12 protein-coding genes are annotated in these 17,068 nt (G+C 52.7%); 8 read left to right on the forward strand and 4 right to left on the reverse strand.

Annotated elements, in window-relative coordinates; genetic code table 11:
- Positions 1-95 precede the first annotated feature (95 nt).
- The gene (nifJ, locus tag OGY13_RS12165) at positions 96-3,620 is read right to left on the reverse strand and encodes a pyruvate:ferredoxin (flavodoxin) oxidoreductase (protein WP_213753056.1); all 3,525 of its coding nucleotides are present in this window, start codon (positions 3,618-3,620) and stop codon (positions 96-98) included.
- Between the two features lie 275 nt (positions 3,621-3,895).
- On the opposite strand from nifJ, the gene OGY13_RS12170 reads away from it, so the two are divergent.
- The gene (locus OGY13_RS12170) at positions 3,896-4,162 is read left to right on the forward strand and encodes a putative hemolysin (protein ID WP_003833199.1); all 267 of its coding nucleotides are present in this window, start codon (positions 3,896-3,898) and stop codon (positions 4,160-4,162) included.
- Between the two features lie 13 nt (positions 4,163-4,175).
- Here OGY13_RS12170 and hslJ read toward each other — a convergent pair whose 3' ends face one another.
- Both hslJ and OGY13_RS12180 read right to left on the reverse strand, forming a co-directional pair.
- A complete protein-coding gene (hslJ, locus tag OGY13_RS12175) occupies positions 4,176-4,595 on the reverse strand; it encodes a heat shock protein HslJ (RefSeq protein WP_213753057.1) in 420 nt (139 codons plus the stop codon).
- 112 nt (positions 4,596-4,707) lie between these two features.
- On the reverse strand, positions 4,708-5,697 hold the full coding sequence (locus tag OGY13_RS12180; RefSeq protein WP_003833196.1) for a 2-hydroxyacid dehydrogenase: 990 nt from the start codon (positions 5,695-5,697) through the stop codon (positions 4,708-4,710).
- A 616-nt stretch (positions 5,698-6,313) separates the two neighbouring features.
- Between OGY13_RS12180 and OGY13_RS12185 the strand changes: the two genes are divergently transcribed.
- From OGY13_RS12185 to OGY13_RS12200, 4 genes are all read left to right on the forward strand, one after another.
- A complete protein-coding gene (locus OGY13_RS12185) occupies positions 6,314-8,953 on the forward strand; it encodes a YdbH family protein (RefSeq protein ID WP_213753058.1) in 2,640 nt (879 codons plus the stop codon).
- Positions 8,950-9,141: a YnbE family lipoprotein gene (locus OGY13_RS12190; RefSeq protein ID WP_008784882.1), complete on the forward strand. Its 192-nt coding sequence runs from the start codon at positions 8,950-8,952 to the stop codon at positions 9,139-9,141. The genes OGY13_RS12185 and OGY13_RS12190 overlap by 4 nt, the downstream gene beginning before the upstream one ends.
- 7 nt (positions 9,142-9,148) lie before the next feature.
- Positions 9,149-9,475: a YdbL family probable chaperone protein gene (locus tag OGY13_RS12195; protein WP_204192535.1), complete on the forward strand. Its 327-nt coding sequence runs from the start codon at positions 9,149-9,151 to the stop codon at positions 9,473-9,475.
- Positions 9,476-9,599: 124 nt separating this feature from the next.
- A complete protein-coding gene (locus OGY13_RS12200) occupies positions 9,600-9,791 on the forward strand; it encodes a hypothetical protein (protein ID WP_008784880.1) in 192 nt (63 codons plus the stop codon).
- Between the two features lie 43 nt (positions 9,792-9,834).
- On the opposite strand, the gene azoR is transcribed toward OGY13_RS12200, so the two are convergent.
- Positions 9,835-10,440 (reverse strand): FMN-dependent NADH-azoreductase, encoded by a 606-nt coding sequence (gene azoR / locus OGY13_RS12205; RefSeq protein WP_003020341.1) that lies wholly within the window; start codon positions 10,438-10,440, stop codon positions 9,835-9,837.
- Between the two features lie 201 nt (positions 10,441-10,641).
- On the opposite strand from azoR, the gene hrpA reads away from it, so the two are divergent.
- The 3 genes from hrpA to aldA all read left to right on the forward strand — a co-directional run bounded on the left by hrpA (position 10,642) and on the right by aldA (position 17,060).
- Positions 10,642-14,544 (forward strand): ATP-dependent RNA helicase HrpA, encoded by a 3,903-nt coding sequence (gene hrpA, locus OGY13_RS12210; protein WP_213753059.1) that lies wholly within the window; start codon positions 10,642-10,644, stop codon positions 14,542-14,544.
- 79 nt (positions 14,545-14,623) lie between these two features.
- The gene (locus OGY13_RS12215) at positions 14,624-15,421 is read left to right on the forward strand and encodes a YdcF family protein (protein WP_194841970.1); all 798 of its coding nucleotides are present in this window, start codon (positions 14,624-14,626) and stop codon (positions 15,419-15,421) included.
- A 199-nt stretch (positions 15,422-15,620) separates the two neighbouring features.
- The gene (gene aldA / locus OGY13_RS12220; RefSeq protein ID WP_137377966.1) at positions 15,621-17,060 is read left to right on the forward strand and encodes an aldehyde dehydrogenase; all 1,440 of its coding nucleotides are present in this window, start codon (positions 15,621-15,623) and stop codon (positions 17,058-17,060) included.
- Positions 17,061-17,068 lie beyond the last annotated feature (8 nt).

The raw sequence follows: 17,068 nt of genomic DNA on the forward strand, positions 1-17,068 counted from the left end.
ATGACACTTATTAATTAGCCAGCGAATAAATTGACAAGCCCGAACAACTGTTCGGGCTTTTTTTTTGGTTCCGGGCTAATACTGAGAAAAACGTATTATTCGGTACCGCTCTTTTCCGCTTTGCCTGCCAGTTGGGCCAGGAAGTCGTAGCGTTTTTGCAAATCAGCCGTCGCATCCTTCCACAGCTGTTCTGCAACTTCTGGCTGTTGGGCGTTCAGGCGGCGGAAACGCTGCTCGTTAAGCAATGTTTCGGCCAGCGCATCTGACGGTGGGCGCGAGTCGAGCGCCAGCGGCAGCTTACCTTCGTCTGCTCGGCGTGGGTCAAAGCGGTACAGCGGCCAGAATCCGGTAGCCGTGAGTTGACGCATCTGATCGTGGCTTAGCGCGAGGTCATAGCCATGCTCCTCACATGGGCTATACGCGATAATCAGCGACGGGCCGGGGTAGGATTCAGCTTCCTGGATAGCTTTGACCGTCTGATTCAACTGGGCGCCCAGAGAAATCTGCGCGACATAAACATGCCCGTACATCATCATGCTGACGCCAAGATCTTTGCGAGCCTTGCGCTTGCCATGCTCACCAAACTTGGTAACCGCCCCAAGCGGCGTGGCTTTCGACGCTTGTCCGCCCGTGTTGGAGTAACACTGGGTATCCAGCACCAGAATATTGACGTTCTCGGTGAGACTCAGGACGTGATCCAACCCGCCAAAACCAATATCGTAAGCCCAGCCGTCGCCGCCAATCAGCCAGATGGACTTCTCGACCAGCGCGTCGGCATCGGTTAACAGTTGCTGTGCACCTTCGACATCTTTCAGATGCTGGCGCAGCGCTGCGACTTGCTCACGGCGTACTTCTGGCGTCGCTTCAGCATGCAGGGCGTCATTCAGTTCAGCCGGAATATTATCCGCAAACTGCTCCAGCAAACGCATGACGCGCACACGGTGTTGATCCACCGTCAGGCGGAAGCCCAGACCAAACTCAGCGTTATCTTCGAACAGAGAGTTTGCCCACGCAGGTCCACGACCATTGGCATCGGTCGTATACGGCGTTGAGGGGAGGTTACCGCCATAAATCGATGAACAGCCGGTCGCGTTAGCGATCAGCATGCGGTCGCCATACAGCTGCGTAAGCAGTTTGATATACGGCGTTTCTCCACAACCAGAACAGGCGCCGGAATATTCAAACAGCGGAGTGATTAACTGCGAGGTACGGATATCAATGCGTTCAAACTTGCTGCGGTCGATCTCCGGCAGATTGAGGAAGAAGTCATAGTTAACTTTTTCTTCTTCAACATGCTCAAGGCGCGACATCATATTGATGGCCTTGATTTCCGGGTTTTGGCGATCTTTTGCCGGGCAAACTTCGACACACAGATTACAGCCAGTGCAATCTTCTGGTGCAACTTGCAGGACATACTTCTGACCGCGCATATCGCGTGATTTCACATCCAAAGAATGCAGACTGGCAGGGGCGTTTTCCATCGCTTCAGGTGAAACCACTTTGGCGCGGATTGCCGAGTGCGGGCAAGCGGCAACGCAGTGGTTACACTGGGTACACAGCTCTTCCTTCCAGATGGGGATCTCTTCGGCGATATTACGTTTTTCCCAACGCGTGGTGCCCATTGGCCAGGTGCCGTCTGGCGGCAGCGCGGATACGGGAAGGGCATCACCCAGACCGGCGAGCATTGCCGCGGTGACGGTTTTCACGAAATCAGGTGCGGCATCAGAAACCACCGGTGGGCGGTTTGCGCTGTGCGGATCAACCGGCTGGAGTGCTACTTCGGCGACGGATTCGCGCGCCAGGGCTAGAGCCTGCCAGTTACGTTCAACCAGGTCCTGTCCTTTACTACTGTAACTTTTCGCAATCGCCCCCTGCAATTCAGCCAACGCGCTGTCGCCGGGTAAGATTTGCGTCAAATGGAAGAAGGCCATTTGCATAACGGTGTTAATACGCGCTGCCAGACCGCATTCGCGGGCGATTTTGGCCGCATTAATCACGTAGAAACGGGCTTTCTTCTGATTCAGTACCGCCTGAACTTCCTGTGGCAGACGACCCCAGACTTCATCCACACTGTATGGCGTATTAAGCAGGAAGATACCGCCTGGTTTCAGGCGCTCGGCCATCTGATACTTATCGATAAATTGCAGCTGGTGACAGCCAACAAAATCGGCTTGTGAAACCAGATACGCTGATCGAATAGGCTGCTCGCTGACGCGCAGGTGGGAAACCGTCAGACCGCCTGCTTTTTTCGAGTCGTAGACGAAATAACCCTGCGCATACCATGGCGTCGAGTTACCAATAATTTTGATATTGTTTTTGGTGGCTGACACGCTACCGTCGCTGCCCAGCCCGTAAAACAGCGCTTCGAGCTTAGCCGTACCGGGCAGGGTGTTTTCCGGTAACGGTAGCGACAAGTTGGTGACATCATCATAGATACCGACCGTAAAGCGAGGTTTCGGCTTCGCGCTGCTCAGCTCATTAAAGACCGCCATCACGCAGTCTGGACCAAACTCTTTGGAAGAAAGGCCATAACGTCCGCCAATCACGCGCGGCAGCGTTTCTCGCTCGCCACAGTTGAAGGCTTCTGCTAACGCGGTCATCACGTCCAGATACAATGGTTCGGCCTGTGCGCCGGGCTCTTTGGTGCGATCCAGGACGGCGATGCTGCGTACGGTTTCCGGAAGCGCGCGCAGTAAATGTCTGGCAGAGAATGGACGGAACAGACGCACTTTCAGAACGCCGACTTTCTCGCCATGCGCCAGCAGTTCTTCAACGACTTCTTCGCAGGTTCCAATCGCCGAGCCCATTAAGATAATGACGCGCTCAGCCTGAGGATGGCCGTAATATTCAAATGGCTGGTACTGGCGACCTGTCGCTGCGGCGAAATCGTTCATCGCCTGTTCTACATGATCGTAAACCGCGTTGTACCACGGGTTTGTTGCCTCGCGTGACTGAAAATAGGTGTCCGGGTTCGCAGACGTACCGCGAATAACCGGATGCTCAGGATTAAGCGCCCGAGCGCGATGAGCATCGATTTCCGTCTGCGGCATCAGTCCGAGGATCGTGTCGTCGGCCAGTGGCACAATTTTATTGATTTCATGGGATGTACGGAAACCATCAAAGAAATGAATAAACGGAACCCGGCTTTTCAGGGTGGCAATTTGCGAAATCAGCGCAAAGTCCTGTGCCTCCTGAACGCTGCTGGCACACAGCATCGCACATCCTGTCTGGCGCACCGCCATCACGTCGGAATGATCGCCAAAGATCGATAATGCGTGAGTTGCAATTGTACGAGCCGCAACGTGCAGTACAAACGGGGTCAACTGACCGGCCAGTTTGTACAGCGTTGGGATCATCAGCAACAGGCCCTGCGATGAGGTAAACGACGTAGAGAGCGCACCGGTCTGCAACGCGCCATGAACGGTTGCGATCGCGCCACCTTCTGACTGCATTTCTACGACGCGAGGGGTATCCCCCCACACGTTCTTAAGCCCGTTCCCGGCCCAGGCATCTGCCTGTTCAGCCATCGTCGAACTGGGCGTAATCGGGTAGATGGCGATAACCTCGCTGGTACGAAATGCGACTGCAGCAACCGCACCATTACCGTCAATTGTGATCATACTGACACCCTTACATTGCGCAAAAAGAGGGACACGCGTAACAGCGGCGAGTCCTGGTTGTTATCCTTCTATTTTAGCAAAAGCGCTAAAGACAGATTTTCGCTTTTGTGTCCCTGGAATAAACAGAATGAATGGTTTGATCAAAGGAGCAGGCAAAAAATTGCCAGAAAATGTAAACAGTACGCATAAATGCGTATTTTGCCTCTCGACGGCGGTGTTTCCGCTGCCTATTATTTATGGCTGTGTCGTTTGGTTAATATTCAGAGGGGAGTAAGATGCGCGCAGCGTTTTGGGTAGGATGTGCCGCGTTATTATTATCGGCTTGTAGCAGCGAACCTGTTCAGCAGGCAACCGCCGCGCATGTCGCACCGGGCATGAAGGCAGCAATGTCCAGTTCAGGAGAAGCTAATTGCGCCATGATTGGCGGTTCGCTCTCTGTTGCTCGTCAACTGGATGGTTCTGCTATCGGGATGTGTGCGCTACCCAACGGCAAACGCTGTAGTGAGCAGTCGCTTGCCGCCGGAAGTTGTGGGAGCTATTAAGCCACCACGTTTCCTACATTAAATCCGCGAGTTTATACGTCAGTGTTTGTTCTGCTGTCGCCAGCGTTAACTGGTCAGCAGTTAGATCGACCTGTGCGCCTTGCTTAAACATTTCGCTGACGATCCCGTCGAGCGCGTTAAGCTGTGGATCGGCGCACATCATACGCGTCATCGCCATATCTTTTACCTTCAACTCACCGTCGGACAGCTTGCCCTGGCCGTGGAATTGATTACACATCTTTCCTGATACCGTCATGTTTTCGCCAAAACTTAACTCAGGTGGGTTGTTGGTGGCGGTGAAGGCTTTACCATTCACGCTTTGCAAAACGAAGCGGTGATGCTGCAACTGTTCGCGATTGACGGAAACTTTTCCATTGCTCACACAGCCAGCCATCAGCATGCTGAGCGCAATCAACGTGACAACTTTCTTCATTAAATTTCTCTACGTTTGTGACGGGAATACATTCAATATAATAATGATACTGAATGTTTTATCATCGGTGATTGTCTGAAAATGCTCCCCTGACGCCAGGGGAGCACAGGTATTAGAAGAGGGCGTTTGGACAGGTCTCGCCTTTAGAGATTTGGGCCAGATTCTGCAGCGTGGTCTCAGAAATGCTGGTTAACGCTTCAGCTGTCAGGAATGCCTGATGTCCGGTGAACAACACGTTATGACAGGCTGAGAGACGACGGAATACATCATCCTGAATGACGTCATTGGATTTATCTTCAAAGAACAGATCGCGTTCGTTCTCATACACGTCCATACCCAGAGAACCAATTTTCTGGTTTTTCAGCGCATCGATAGCGGCTTGTGAGTCGATCAATGCACCACGACTGGTGTTAATGACCATCACGCCGTTTTTCATCTGTTCAAAGGCTTCGTGATTGAGCAGATGATAATTCTCCGGTGTTAACGGGCAGTGCAGAGAGATGACATCGGACTCGGCAAACAGCGTTTTAAGATCGACATATTCAACGCCTAGCTCCAGCGCAGCAGCGCTCGGGTAAGGATCGAACGCCAGCAGACGCATACCAAAACCTTTCAGGATCCGCAGCGCAGCAATACCGATTTTGCCGGTACCGATCACCCCAGCGGTTTTGCCATACATAGTAAAACCGGTCAGCCCCTCAAGAGAGAAATTGGCATCACGGGTACGCTGGTAGGCGCGGTGAATTCGGCGATTCAGCGTCATCATCATGCCAATCGCATGCTCAGCGACGGCCTCTGGTGAATAAGCTGGAACACGCACCACCTGCAGACCCAGCTCTTTTGCTGCGTCGAGATCGACGTTATTGAACCCGGCACAACGCAGCGCGATGTATTTCACGCCATGCTTTTTCAGTTCTTCCAGAACGGGGCGGCTGCCATCGTCGTTGACGAAAATGCACACAGCTTCACAGCCATGGGCGGTTTTCGCTGTTTTTTCCGTCAACAGAAAGTCAAAGAATTCAAGTTCAAAACCAAAAGCCTCGTTAACCTGCTGCAGATACTTCTTGTCGTACTGTTTTGTACTATAGATGGCGAGTTTCATAAGACTTTCTCCAGTGATTTTGACGTCACATTAATCCAATTCAAATTATTTTACAAAATCTAAAAAGTTATTGATAGTCATAGGCGTAATGAATAATTTCAGCGTATCTGTTGTTAGTATGGGCAGGTTACACAATTTCAACAACTGGATATTTTTCTATCCAACTCAACACCCGAATATCGCGGCAGGTAAAAAGCCAGCCGAATCACATCCGGACAGCTACGCTTATACAGGTAGCAATTATCGGGAGGGGTTATGCTGACTCACTCTGAAGCAAAACGATGGGCCACTCTAATGCTCAAGGCGGCATTATGCGATGGTATGAAACCTGATGAGATTTCCCGGCAGGTACATCTGGTCTGCGATCATCATGGTAGGGAGTGCCTCGAAGAACTCATTGAGGAAATTCTGATAGAAGCAGGTCGTATCGGACCTAAACATAGCGATGGACAACTGAGGCCTCATTGAGTCTGAATCTTAATATCCCCGACGGCACGTGTAACAGCGTGCCTATAAATCGGTTATCTATCCTTAATGTGGGCATATCCAGTTAAACATGCCACAATACAGGCCTAAACCGGCTTAAATTTTTGCTAAATCAGGATATTAACTACCCATGAAGGGTAAATATAAAGCCGTTCTGGCACTCCTCTTATTATTGATTCTCGTGCCGCTGACGCTAGTGATGACGCTTGGCCTGTGGGTGCCTACGTTGGTGGGTATCTGGTTACCCGTTGGAACACGCATCGCGCTGGATGAGAGCCCGCGGCTGACACGGCATGGGTTGCATATACCTGAACTCCGCTATCTTGTTGAAGATTGCCCACTAGCACGCATCACTCAGGCGGATCTGTCTCACCCCAGCCGCTGGTCGCTGAATGTCGGGACCATTGAGTTGGATTCAGCTTGCCTGGCCAAATTGCCGCAGGCAGAGCCGTCGCCAGCAGCGCCTAAAACGCTGGCTGAATGGCAGTCAATGCTGCCCAATACCTGGATTAACATCGACAAACTTATTCTTTCTCCATGGCAGGAATGGCAGGGAAAACTGTCACTCTCGCTCACTCCCTCTACTCAACAGCTGCGTTACCAGGGTGAAAAAGTTAAATTTCAGGGGCGTTTGCACGGGCAAAACCTCACGGTAACGGAGCTGGATGTTGCGGCATTTGAAGGCCAGCCGCCGGTAAAACTGGTCGGTGAATTTACTATGCCACTGGTGCCCGATGGACTACCGGTAAGCGGTCATGCGGTTGCGACGTTAAGTCTGCCGCAAGAGCCCACGCTTGTGGACGCCGAACTGGAGTGGCAAGAAAACAGCGGACAACTGATCGTCATGGCGCGTGATAATGCCGATCCGCTGCTTGACCTTCCGTGGGAAATAACACGCCAGCAACTGACCATCAGCGACGGACGCTGGAACTGGCCTTATCAGGGATTCCCCTTAAGCGGGCGGTTGGGCATAAAAGTTGAAAACTGGCAGGCCGGACTGGAAAACGCGGTGGTGAGCGGGCGTCTGAACGTTCTGACGCATGGCGACGCCGGTAAAGGAAATGCCGTATTAACGCTGGGGCCGGGTAAGCTTGGCATGGATAGTAGCGAGATGCCGCTACAGTTGACCGGTGAAGCGAAACAGGGCGATCTGATCTTCTACGCGAAATTGCCCGCCAGACTTAGCGGAAGTCTGAACGATCCACAATTGGCTTTTGAGCCAGGAGCGCTGCTGCGCTCACGTGGGAGGGTGATTGATTCGCTGGATATTGACGAGATTCGCTGGCCGCTGGCAGGCGTAAAAGTCACGCAACGTGGTGTGGATGGGCGTCTGCAGGCTATTTTACGTGCGCATGAAAACCAGATGGGGGGCTTTGAACTGCATCTGGATGGCCTGGCAAATGATTTTCTTCCTGATGCCGGTCGTTGGCAGTGGCGATATTGGGGGGAAGGCAGCTTTACGCCGATGCATGCCCGTTGGGACGTAGCGGGTAAGGGAGAATGGCATGACAACACCCTGAAGCTATTTGATCTTTCTACCGGATTTGATCATCTGCAATACGGCACGATGAAGGTGGAAAATCCGCGTCTGGTGATGGACGAACCGATAGTTTGGGTGCGGGATGCAACCAAACCAAGATTTAGCGGCGCGCTGTCGCTGGACGCAGGGAACACCACCTTCACCGGGGGAAGCGTGTTACCACCATCGACGCTGAAGTTCAGCGTGGAAGGTAGCGATCCGACAATTTTCCAGTTCAAAGGCCAGCTTCACGCGGGGGCGATTGGGCCCGTACAGCTGAATGGTCGTTGGGACGGTATCCGTCTGCGCGGACAGGCATGGTGGCCAAAACAATCGCTCACCGTATTCCAACCTCTGGTTCCACCTGACTGGAAAATGAAGCTACGTGAAGGTGATCTGTATGCGCAGGTCGCGTTTTCGGCAGCCCCGGAGCAGGGCTTTGAAGCAGGAGGTCATGGGGTGTTAAAAGGCGGTAGCGCCTGGATGCCCGATAACCAAATCAACGGTGTCGATTTTGTATTGCCTTTCCGGTTCAGTGAAGGCGCATGGCAACTGGGTACGCGTGGACCTATTTCACTGCGTATTGCGGAAGTGGTGAATCAGGTGACGGTGAAGAATATCGCCGCCGATCTGCAGGGGGCGTACCCCTGGAGTGAAAACAACCCGTTACTGTTGAGCGATGTCAGTGCCGACCTGCTGGGTGGCAAAATCATCATGCAGCAACTGCGGATGCCGCAGCACGACCCGGCCTTATTGCGGGTGCAGAATATCTCTTCCAGCGAGCTTATCAGTGCGGTTAACCCCAAACAGTTCGCCATGTCTGGCCCGGTCAGTGGTGCGTTGCCATTATGGCTGGACAACGAAAAATGGATCATTAAAGACGGCTGGTTGACTAATCCAGGGCCGATGACGTTGCGTATTGATAAGGACACAGCGGATGCGGTCGTCAAAGATAACATGGCGGCGGGGGCGGCCATTAACTGGCTGCGTTATATGGAAATAAGCCATTCGTGGACGAAAATAAATCTGGATAACCTCGGTGTCTTAACCATGCAGTCAACCGTGACTGGCAATAGTCGGGTAGATGGCAAAGTAGGTACGGTTAATTTGAATTATACCCACGAGGAAAACGTCTTTACGCTATGGCGCAGTTTGCGTTTTGGCGACAATTTACAGGCATGGCTTGAACAAAATGCAGCGCTGCCGGAAACCCATTGCCCGGAAGGCAAGGAATGTGAGGAACAACAATGAAAACGATAGCTGCCATGCTGGGTCTGCTGACTTCATCTCTGCTGGTAGGGTGTACTCCCAGAATCGAAGTGGCTGCGCCAAAAGAGCCCATCACCATTAATATGAACGTCAAAATTGAGCATGAGATCCATATCAAAGTTGATAAAGACGTCGAAAGTTTATTGAAATCGCGCAGCGATTTGTTCTGAGGTCATGATGAGAAAACAGTTTGCAGTGGCGCTGGTCGTCCTGAGTTTACTCTGCAGCAATGCGTGGGCATTGACCCTGAATGAAGCCAGAACTCAGGGGCGAGTAGGGGAAACGCTCAATGGCTATCTGGTTGCATTGAAAACCGATGCCGAAACGCAGGCGCTGGTGAGTGAGATTAATAAAGCGCGCAACGCCAGCTATCAGCAACTGGCTGAGAGCAATAATATTCCGCCAGATGAAGTGGCGAAAATGGCCGGGCAAAAGCTGGTTGCTCGCGCTAAACCGGGTGAATACGTCCAGGGTATAAATGGTAAGTGGTTGAGAAAAGAGTAAATCGCTTTTTCACACAGCCAGAGGGACACGACGCTGGATTATTCATCGACATCGCAATAGTTGCCACACGGCATAAAATGGATGCTGGTATAGTCCAACACCGGTCGCGTCGTGGGATGAAATCATGTGGCTTCTCAAGTGGTATGTCTGGAATCGTTGGGTATTCAAGCTGTTAAGCCGGGATGTCGCGGAGCCTGAACAATTTTTGCTTCATTGCTGGGAAGAGAATCTGGCGAAATGCAGGGATTATGCAACCATCTGGCGTGATATTAATCGCATTCACGGCAAACAGATACAAATGCAGGGAAAGAAGTAAGTGTCGGAGAAACCCTCCCACCGGATGGTGAGAGGGGGAATTATCAGGCAGCTACCACGCTGTCGATAGCGGCTTTCGCATCGGACTGTGCTTTAGACGCCACTTCCGGGCCGTAAGCAATACCTTCAGCAAAGACGACATTCACGTCGGTGATGCCGATAAAGCCCAGGAATACGTTCAGGTACGGCGTGATCAGGTCGGTTGGTGTGTCTTTATGGATACCACCACGGCTGGTCAGCACCACCGCGCGTTTACCTGTCACCAGACCTTCCGGGCCTTTCTCGGTATAACGGAAAGTCACACCTGCACGGGCAATCAGGTCAAAGTAGTTTTTCAGCTGCGTTGGGATGTTGAAGTTGTACATCGGCGCGGCGATAACAATCACATCATGCGCTTTCAGCTCAGCAATCAGCTCATCGGACAGCGCCAGCGCTTCTTGCTGACGCGGCGTCAGCGGTGTATCGCTCGGGCGCATCGCACCCACCAGTTCGCCATCCAGTACCGGTACAGGATTTGCAGCCAGGTCGCGGACAGTGATTTCATCAGCAGAGTGCTTTTCACGCCACTGTTCAACAAAATAATCAGACAACTGACCAGACTGAGAGTACCCTGCCAGAATACTGGATTTAAGAACTAATACCTTGCTCATGGGTGTTTCCTTTTATGTGTTTGAAGGGGTAGTGCCCCGTTGCTTGTTGACACTTTATTCACAATCCTGTCGCAGTGATAGCGCAATATATCGAATCCTATGTTCGAAATTATTGAACAACACATGAAAAGCGCCGATGTGGTACTCTATACCCATCATCTAAAAGAGATTTAACCCGGCAGAGCACTGCCTTTTAACGCTATGACAGAACAACAAAAATTAACCTTCAACATGTTGCAGCAACAGCTGGACTCACTGATGCTGCGTGACAGACAGCGTTTTGCCCGCCGCCTGCACGGTGTGAAGAAGGTTAAAAATCCTGATGCACAACAGGCCATTTACCAGGAGATGGCGAAAGAGATTGAGCTGGCAGCCGGTAAAGTTGTGCTGCGTGAAGCGGCGCGTCCGGAAATTAGCTACCCGGAAAACCTGCCCGTCAGCCAGAAAAAACAGGATATTCTGGAGGCTATTCGCGACCATCAGGTGGTGATTGTCGCCGGTGAGACCGGATCGGGGAAAACTACCCAGTTACCCAAAATATGTATGGAACTGGGGCGCGGGGTAAAAGGGCTGATAGGCCATACCCAGCCGCGTCGTCTGGCGGCGCGCACCGTGGCGAACCGTATTGCGGAAGAGCTGCAGACCGAGCCGGGCGGCTGTATCGGTTATAAGGTTCGTTTCAGCGATCATGTCAGTGATAACACCATGGTCAAGCTGATGACGGACGGTATCCTGCTGGCAGAAATCCAACAGGATCGGCTGCTAATGCAGTACGACACCATCATCATCGATGAAGCGCATGAACGCAGTCTGAATATCGATTTTCTGCTCGGCTATTTGAAAGAACTTCTACCGCGTCGCCCGGATCTAAAAATTATCATCACTTCGGCGACCATCGATCCTGAACGTTTTTCAAAGCATTTCAATAACGCGCCGATTATCGAAGTCTCCGGCCGAACGTATCCGGTAGAAGTGCGCTATCGTCCAATTGTTGAAGATGCAGATGACACTGAGCGTGACCAACTGCAGGCAATTTTTGATGCCGTAGATGAACTGGGGCGTGAAGGGCCTGGCGACATTCTGATCTTCATGAGCGGCGAACGTGAAATTCGCGATACCGCCGATGCGCTGAATAAGCTGGATTTGCGCCATACCGAAGTGCTACCGCTGTATGCGCGTCTTTCAAACAGCGAACAGAACCGCGTGTTCCAGTCGCACAGCGGTCGCCGCATCGTGCTGGCGACCAACGTGGCGGAAACGTCGCTGACCGTTCCGGGAATCAAATACGTAATTGACCCGGGCACCGCGCGTATCAGCCGTTACAGTTACCGCACCAAAGTTCAGCGCTTGCCGATTGAACCGGTGTCGCAGGCTTCTGCTAACCAGCGTAAAGGTCGCTGCGGTCGTGTTTCGGAAGGGATCTGTATTCGTCTGTATTCCGAAGACGATTTCCTGTCGCGCCCGGAGTTTACCGACCCGGAGATCCTGCGTACCACCCTGGCATCCGTTATTTTGCAGATGACCGCGTTGGGGCTGGGCGATATCGCGGCGTTCCCGTTTGTTGAAGCGCCGGATAAGCGCAATATTCAGGACGGTGTACGCCTGCTCGAAGAGCTGGGGGCGATAACCACCGACGAACAGGCAACTGCATACAAGTTAACGCCGTTGGGCCGTCAGCTGTCGCAACTTCCGGTAGACCCACGGCTGGCGCGAATGGTGCTGGAAGCACAAAAACATGGTTGTGTGCGCGAAGCGATGATCATCACCTCAGCGCTGTCCATTCAGGATCCGCGCGAGCGCCCGATGGACAAGCAGCAAGCTTCCGACGAGAAGCACCGCCGCTTCCATGACAAAGAGTCTGATTTTCTTGCATTTGTGAACCTGTGGAACTATCTCGGCGAGCAGCAAAAAGCGCTGTCGTCAAACCAGTTCCGTCGCCAGTGCAAACTTGATTTTCTGAACTACCTGCGCGTGCGTGAGTGGCAGGATATCTACACGCAACTGCGCCAGGTGGTGAAAGAGCTGGGTATTCCGGTCAACAGCGAACCTGCTGAATATCGGGAGATCCACGTCGCGTTGCTGACCGGTTTACTGTCGCACATCGGGATGAAAGATACCGATAAGCAGGAGTTTACCGGGGCGCGTAACGCTCGCTTCTCGATCTTCCCGGGTTCAGGTTTATTCAAAAAACCGCCGAAGTGGACGATGGTCGCGGAGCTGGTGGAAACCAGCCGCCTGTGGGGACGCATTGCCGCGCGTATCGATCCCGAATGGGTGGAGCCGGTAGCCCAGCATCTGATCAAACGTTCATACAGTGAACCGCACTGGGAACGCGCGCAGGGTGCTGTGATGGCGACAGAAAAAGTCACTGTCTACGGCTTACCGATTGTTGCGGCCCGTAAGGTGAATTACAGCCAGATCGATCCCGCGTTGTCGCGTGAACTGTTCATTCGTCATGCGCTGGTGGAAGGCGACTGGCAAACGCGCCATGCGTTTTTCCGTGACAATCTGAAGTTACGGGCTGAAGTGGAAGAGTTAGAGCACAAATCACGCCGTCGCGACATTCTGGTCGATGATGAGACGCTGTTTGAGTTTTACGACCAACGCATCAGCCATGACGTGGTTTCTGCTCGTCACTTTGATAGCTGGTGGAAAAAGGTCAGCCGTGAAACACCGGATCTGCTCAACTTTGAAAAGAGCATGCTCATCAAAGAGGGTGCGGAGAAAATCAGTAAGCTGGATTATCCGAACTTCTGGCATCAGGGTAACCTTAAGCTGCGCCTGAGCTACCAGTTCGAACCTGGAGCCGATGCGGACGGTGTGACCGTACATATTCCACTCCCGCTGCTTAATCAGATCGAAGAGAGCGGTTTTGAATGGCAAATCCCGGGGCTGCGCCGCGAACTGGTGATCGCCCTGATTAAGTCGTTGCCAAAACCGGTACGACGCAACTTTGTGCCCGCGCCGAACTATGCGGAAGCGTTTTTAGGCCGCGTCACACCGCTGGAACTGCCGCTGCTGGACTCGCTGGAGCGTGAACTGCGCCGCATGACCGGCGTTACCGTTGACCGTGAAGACTGGCACTGGGATCAGGTGCCCGATCATCTAAAAATCACCTTCCGGGTGGTGGATGATAAAAATAAGAAGCTACAGGAAGGGCGTTCGCTGCAAGATTTGAAGGATGCGCTGAAGGGTAAAGTTCAGGAAACATTGTCTGCGGTGGCCGATGACGGCATCGAACAGAGTGGGTTGCACATCTGGAGCTTCGGTCAACTTCCGGAAAGTTACGAACAAAAGCGCGGTAACTATAAGGTGAAAGCGTGGCCGGCGCTGGTCGATGAGCGTGACAGCGTTGCCATCAAACTGTTTGATAATCCGTTGGAACAACAGCAGGCGATGTGGTGCGGTTTACGCCGCCTGTTGCTGCTGAATATTCCTTCGCCAATCAAATATTTGCATGAGAAGCTGCCCAATAAAGCCAAGCTGGGGCTGTACTTTAACCCATACGGTAAAGTTCTGGATTTGATTGACGACTGTATCTCCTGCGGTGTGGATCAGTTAATTGACGCCAACGGTGGCCCGGTGTGGACTGAAGAAGGCTTTACCGCGCTGCATGAGAAAGTGCGGGCTGAACTGAACGATACGGTGGTGGAGATTGCGAAGCAGGTCGAACAGATCCTGACCGCAGTGTTTAATATCAATAAACGTCTGAAAGGGCGCGTGGATATGACCATGGCGCTGGGTCTCGCGGATATCAAATCGCAAATGGGCGGACTGGTGTATCGCGGGTTTGTTACCGGCAATGGTTTCAAACGCTTGGGCGATACGTTGCGTTATTTGCAGGCTATTGAAAAACGTCTGGAAAAACTGGCTATCGATCCGCACCGTGACCGTGCACAGATGCTGAAAGTGGACAGTGTGCAGCAGGCCTGGCAGCAGTGGTTCAATAAACTGCCTCCCGCGCGCCGTCAAGATGCCGATGTCAAAGAGATCCGCTGGATGATAGAAGAGCTGCGCGTCAGCTATTTTGCCCAGCAGCTTGGTACGCCGTATCCGATCTCCGATAAACGTATTCTGCAGGCGATGGAGCAGATTTCGGGATAAATCGGTGCAGGACCGTAGGCCGGATGAGGCGTAGCCGCCATCCGGCATCTGTACCCGGTAAAGATAAACACCAGGAGTCATCAATATGAGTCAGTTTCCGACACTTTCCGCAACCACCCTTGCGGCTATCAATACCGTAGGGCGATGGCTGGCGCAGAATGATTTTACGGGGAATATCACCGTTCAGTCAGATTGCGTGATTCTGGCAGGGAACGCGGTTATTCCGACCATCGACGCCGCCTGTCGGATCGCGAAAGAGCAACAGGTTCCCTTGCTGATTAGCGGTGGCATCGGTCATTCCACGCGCTTTCTGTATGATGCGATTGCCCAGCATCCGCGTTATAGCATCATTCGTACTACCGGACGCGCGGAAGCGGCGATCCTTGCCGATATTGCTCACCAGTTCTGGCAAATTCCGGGTGAGAAAATTTGGGTGGAAGATCAGTCGACAAACTGCGGTGAGAATGCCCGGTTTAGCTGTGCATTACTGAATCAGGCGGCAGAAAGTATTCATACCGTCATTGTGGTGCAGGATCCCACTATGCAACGCCGCACAATGGCCACGTTTCAGCGCGTCACCCGCGATGAACCGCATGCGCCGCGCTGGTTGGGTTTCCCTGGTTTCATCCCTGAACTGGCCCAACAGCACAGCGGCGTGGATTTTGTGCCCGCCGCAGAAGGTCTGTGGTCGGTAGAACGCTATCTTTCTCTCATTACCGGTGAACTTCCGCGTCTGCGTGATGATGCAACCGGCTACGGGCCCAGTGGACACGATTTTATTGTACATGTTGATATACCCCAGGACGTCGAGCAAGCCTGGCAGCAGCTAAAAAATGATACCGCGTTGACCGACTTACTGGAGAGCCGTTCTCTGTAATTCTTGCTGCCCGTTTGTCGGTGTTTTACGGCAAACGGGCAGAAATCCCACCTGGTTTTTCTCTTTATTCTTACTTTTCCAGACGCTTTTATGAAGCAGTTCACAGAACCGCCACTCCAGCGATAATGCGTCATGCATGATTGATATTAATTAACAATAGTTTTACTTGTTAAAAACAAATCAGTCACAGGAGAGCCGCATGTCAGTACCCGTACAACATCCTATGTATATCGATGGGCAGTTTGTGACCTGGCACGATGACGCCTGGATTGATGTCGTCAATCCGGCCACGGAAGAGATTATCTCGCGTATTCCCGATGGGCGTGCCGAAGATGCGCGTAAAGCGATCGATGCCGCGGATCGCGCTCAGCCGCATTGGGAAGCGTTGCCTGCCATTGAACGGGCAAACTGGTTACGCAAAATTTCTGCAGGTATCCGCCAGCGAGCCGATGAAATCAGCGCGTTGATTGTGGCGGAAGGTGGAAAAATTCAACAACTGGCTGACGTTGAAGTCGCGTTTACCGCCGACTATATCGATTACATGGCGGAGTGGGCGCGTCGCTATGAAGGCGAGATCCTGCAAAGCGATCGTCCGGGTGAGAATATCCTGCTGTTTAAGCGTGCACTGGGCGTGACGACGGGCATTCTGCCGTGGAACTTCCCGTTTTTCCTGATTGCCCGCAAACTGGCTCCCGCCTTGCTGACGGGAAATACCATCGTCGTTAAGCCGAGTGAATTCACACCGAATAACGCCATCGCCTTTGCCAAAATTGTTGATGACATTGGTTTACCGCGCGGGGTCTTTAACCTGGTGCTGGGACGCGGTGAAACGGTCGGGCAGGAGCTGGCCGGAAACCCGAAGGTCGCCATGGTGAGCATGACCGGTAGCGTCGGTGCGGGTGAGAAAATTATGGCCGCAGCGGCCAAAAACATCACCAAAGTTTGTCTGGAGTTGGGTGGCAAGGCCCCGGCTATCGTGATGGACGATGCTGACCTTGAGCTGGCGGTGAAGGCTATTGTTGACTCGCGGGTGATCAATACCGGACAGGTATGCAACTGTGCCGAGCGCGTATACGTTCAGAAAGGTATCTATGACCAGTTCGTTAATCGTCTGGGTGAGGCGATGAAAGCCGTGCAGTTTGGCAATCCGGCCGAACGCAATGACATTGCGATGGGGCCGCTGATTAATGCCGCTGCGCTGGCGCGTGTAGAGCAAAAAGTCGAGCGAGCGGTTCAGGAAGGCGCCCGTGTGGTGCTGGGTGGTAAAGCCGTTGCCGGTAAAGGTTATTACTATCCGCCGACGTTACTGTTAGACGTGCGCCAGGATATGGCGATTATGCACGAGGAGACGTTTGGTCCGGTGCTGCCGGTGGTGGCATTTGATACGCTGGAACAGGCGCTGACGATGGCCAATGACAGCGACTACGGACTGACCTCATCGATCTATACGCAGAATCTGAATACGGCAATGAAGGCGATTAAGGGGCTGAAGTTTGGCGAAACCTATATTAATCGCGAAAACTTCGAGGCGATGCAGGGCTTCCACGCTGGCTGGCGCAAGTCCGGGATTGGCGGGGCAGATGGTAAACACGGTCTGAATGAATACCTGCAAACACAGGTAGTGTATTTGCAGTCTTAAGTTTTTCG

The sequence above is a fragment of the Citrobacter sp. Cpo045 genome (genome assembly GCF_030332875.1).
GTDB lineage: Bacteria > Pseudomonadota > Gammaproteobacteria > Enterobacterales > Enterobacteriaceae > Citrobacter > Citrobacter portucalensis.